We start from the raw sequence: 3,741 nt of genomic DNA, 5'->3' as shown, positions 1-3,741 counted from the left end.
CCGCGCAGCAAAAGCTCATCAGCGGTGTCCACGCCGGAGCCATTGAAATAATCCGCCTCCCGAATGTCGAAACTGTCATCCCAACGCACTTGGCCATTGAGGTTGACCTTGCTGTCGCCCAATTTGGTTTTGATGGCGCCGCCAAGGGCCGCTTGATCATGGCCGCCTTTGCCATTGTAAAAGCGCCGTTCCAGCAAGACAGATGAGCCTGTCTTAAAATCTTCGGGGCCAAATCCGTAGACCCGTTCAGAATAAGATGACACGTTCAGTTCATAGCTTGTTTCGCCCCGCCGCAGCGTCGCTGACGCGTTCAATGATGGCTGGAAACCATAGCGGGTTCCAGCGATGATCGTCCCTTCATAGGTGCCGTTGACCTTTGCAGTCCGCTTACGGACGATATTTATGACTTGCCCTTGCCCCTGCGTTTCGGTGTCCGCGCCCGCCTGCTCAGACAACTCAATAAATTGGACCTGACTTGCCGGAATCCGGGACAGCATCGTCCACACGTCATCGGACTTTGTGGATGGCCGGTCTCCATCGATCAGAACATTACCGGCATTTTCACCAAAGCCGCGACGCCCTTCGCCTTCACTGATGGAAAATCCCGGGATGCGCTTCACCATGTCGAGTGCGGTGACGGGGGCGTAGGTGGTGAAAAAATCGGGCCCGAATTGCCGGCTACCGGCCCGAACTGAAGATGCCTCGGCATTTGCGCTGCTGTCATTGGCAACAGCTTGGGACGGTACAGTCATCACAGCCATAGCCGTCGTCAACAGTGCCAGACGTAGTTCAAAAACGCGCATTAACCCTCCACGAAACCCGCGGGCATCTTCCCCATCGGTCTATGCCGATGCCCTAACGGACCGCAGGCCTTGGGCGAAAGCTGCGTTCGACCAAATGGGTTACCAATCGACGAGATACAAAGTTTTGATGCAAATCAGCCGTTTGTCGACAGTCATTGCTAGCGAGCAGACAAATGCGTTTACCGTGCGCGATCCTGTTCGCGTTCAATCTGATCGCTCAAGTCCGCTGCTTTTTCGCAGGCGTCTCGATCACCGTCAGCACAGCGTTCGCGGGCCTTGGCACGTTGACGGCCGAGTTTCCCGATAGCTTCCTCACGTTTCCGCAATTCACGGCCCCGTTTTTCGTCAGATTCGGATTGGCTGGTAGTCAAAACATCCGCAGTCTTCGAAACGACCTTAATCGGTGCTGTCACAACATTGGACACCATAGAAGCAACGCAACCTTGGAGGAGCACAAACAGCAAAGCACAAACTATCCAACGCATTTGGAAACCCCCAATATCTCGCGCAACAGGCCTATTTTAACAAATTGACCGCAATGGCGCGAACTTCATCTGCCATATCGGGTCTTTGCAGCGCTACCGCCAAGTTGGCTTCGATGTAACCTACTTTTGATCCGCAGTCATAACGATTTCCATCAAATGTGACGGCGTGGAACGGCTGCTTACCGAGCATTTGCGCCATGGCATCAGTCAGCTGTATCTCGCCACCAGCGCCTTTTTCTTGGCCTTCCAAAATATGCATCACTTCGGGCTGAAGGATGTAACGCCCCGAAACAATCAGGTTCGATGGCGCGTCCTCAACCTTTGGCTTTTCAACGAGGCCAAGCACCTCAGTAATCGCGCCGCGTGCCTCGCCGGGGGCAATAACGCCATAGCTGGATACCGCGTGGCGGGGCACTTCAAGCACGCTGATAACATTGCCGCCAATGTTCTGATACGCGTCGACCATCTGCTTCATACATCCCGGCGAGCCATGCATAAATTCATCGGGAAGGAATATGGCGAAGGGCTCGTCACCAATGATGTCACGCGCGCACCAGATGGCGTGCCCAAGTCCCAGTGGTTCCTGTTGCCGAACATACACGCAGTTGCCGGGTGTCAGGCGTGAGCTCGCCAACACCGATGTGTCTTTGCCACGCGCCGCCATTGTGTGCTCAAGTTCGAACGCGATATCGAAATGGTCTTCAATTGCGCTCTTACAACGCCCCGTCACGAATATCATCTGCTCGATACCCGCTTCCCGCGCCTCATCGACCGCATATTGGATGAGCGGACTGTCGACGATCGGCAGCATTTCTTTCGGAATGGCCTTAGTCGCTGGCAAAAAGCGGGTGCCGAGACCCGCGACCGGGAATATAGCTTTTCGAACAGGTTTATATGTCATGACCTATACTTAACGCGCCAATCTGCATTGTCTATGCTGAGCCAGCGAGCCGTTGGGCAAATCCCTTTTTAAGCTTTGCCAACTTGGGCGGAATGACGGCCAGGCAATATGCGTTACGCTGACCTTCCCCTTCCCAATATTCCTGATGATAATCTTCGGCTGGATACCAAGTCGCAGGCCCTTCAATCGAAGTGACTATAGGCGCTGGCCAGTCCGCCGCAGCTTTCGCAATGCCGGCTTCAGCGGCGGCACGTTGGTCATCATTCAACAGGAAAATGGCCGACCGATATTGCGTTCCGATGTCATTCCCCTGACGGTTTAACTGCGTCGGATCATGTGTCGCAAAAAATATCTCCAGCAAATCGGCATAGCTGATGACTTCGGCATCAAAGGCAATGCGGATGGCTTCTGCATGCCCCGTTTGACCGCCGCAAACCTCTTTATATGTGGGGTCAACCGTCGTCCCGCCAATATAGCCGCTTTGTACACTGTGCACGCCGGCCAACTGGCCAAAAACAGCTTCGGTGCACCAGAAACAACCGCCGGCGAAAATCGCTTCATCATGTGACATCTGCTTATCCTCAAGCTTGAATGGAATCCGGCGCCTTCGCGACATCCCCGCGGACGACCAGCAAATACATGGCGGGTGTGACGATACGTGATAGCACAGTCGAAGAAATCAACCCCCCGATCAATACGATCGCCAGTGGCCCGTAAAGGCTACCGCCAAAAAGCGCGAGTGGCATAAGCCCGCCAATGGCCGTTACCGATGTCAGCAACACCGGTAAGAACCGCACCTCTCCCGCCTTTTCAATCGCCTCACGCAGGGCATAGCCGCTGGCGCGCAATTGGCTGGTGAAATCGACCAGCAGGATCGAGTTTTTAATTTCAATCCCGATGAGCGCGATAAAGCCAATGACGGCCAAGAACGATAGATTGTTGCCGGTAACAAGGAGCGCGATGAGGCCACCAAACGTCCCCAACGGGATAACGCCCGCGACAACCAATGCCTCTTTGAACCGGCCAAATTCGGCAACCAGAATGGCGAAGATGCTAAACAGGGCAACGATGACAACCGGGCCAAATCCGGCGAATGTTTCGTTGATTTTTTCCGCCTCACCGCCGACCGCTATGCTGTATCCCGGCTTAAGGGGAATAGCGTCCATCTTCTTCTGCGCGTCCAAGTTCACCTTTGAAATGACCGCACCGTCGGACACCTGCGCCGTGACGCTGACATTACGTTGCAGATTATAGCGGTAAATTGCAGCCGGTGTTGATTCCAACGTCGGATTGGAAATTTCCGCCAACGAAACCGCCTGCCCGCTTCGGTTGGACACATAGATCGATTCCAGCGCCGATATGGGCTGGGTATCGGTAAGCGGGTGCCGCACAATGATGGGATAGCTATCGCCCTCCTCGTCCCTAAATGTGCCGGCACGTTCACCGCTGATGGCAAGTCGGACCGCGCGGCGTGCGGCCCCTGCGGGTACCTCCAGCAGAGCCGCTTTTGCGTCATCGACGCGGATATCCAGGTCAATACGGTCAAAGGCGA

The 3,741-nt window shown here is 54.8% G+C and carries 4 protein-coding genes and 1 pseudogene; all 5 read right to left on the bottom strand.

Going from position 1 to position 3,741, the window contains the following annotated elements; translation table 11 throughout:
* Window positions 1-752: pseudogene (locus ACIQ0G_RS10605) on the bottom strand (hypothetical protein); the annotation flags it as partial.
* 230 nt (window positions 753-982) lie between these two features.
* Window positions 983-1,216 carry a hypothetical protein gene (locus ACIQ0G_RS10600; protein WP_397577873.1) on the bottom strand — a complete coding sequence of 78 codons (234 nt, stop codon included), beginning with the start codon at window positions 1,214-1,216 and terminating at the stop codon, window positions 983-985.
* A 103-nt stretch (window positions 1,217-1,319) separates the two neighbouring features.
* Entirely contained in the window at window positions 1,320-2,189 is an 870-nt protein-coding gene (galU, locus tag ACIQ0G_RS10595) for a UTP--glucose-1-phosphate uridylyltransferase GalU (protein ID WP_397577872.1), read from the bottom strand.
* A gap of 31 nt (window positions 2,190-2,220) precedes the next feature.
* Window positions 2,221-2,760 carry a peptide-methionine (S)-S-oxide reductase MsrA gene (msrA, locus tag ACIQ0G_RS10590; RefSeq protein WP_397577871.1) on the bottom strand — a complete coding sequence of 180 codons (540 nt, stop codon included), beginning with the start codon at window positions 2,758-2,760 and terminating at the stop codon, window positions 2,221-2,223.
* A gap of 10 nt (window positions 2,761-2,770) precedes the next feature.
* Window positions 2,771-3,741 (bottom strand): efflux RND transporter permease subunit (locus ACIQ0G_RS10585; protein WP_397577870.1); only part of this gene is annotated, 971 nt, incomplete at its 5' end.

The organism is Sphingorhabdus sp., from assembly GCF_044354325.1.
GTDB lineage: Bacteria > Pseudomonadota > Alphaproteobacteria > Sphingomonadales > Sphingomonadaceae > Sphingorhabdus_B.
Note: the sequence above shows the minus strand (reverse complement) of the source record. Positions and strands in the feature narration are given on the sequence as shown.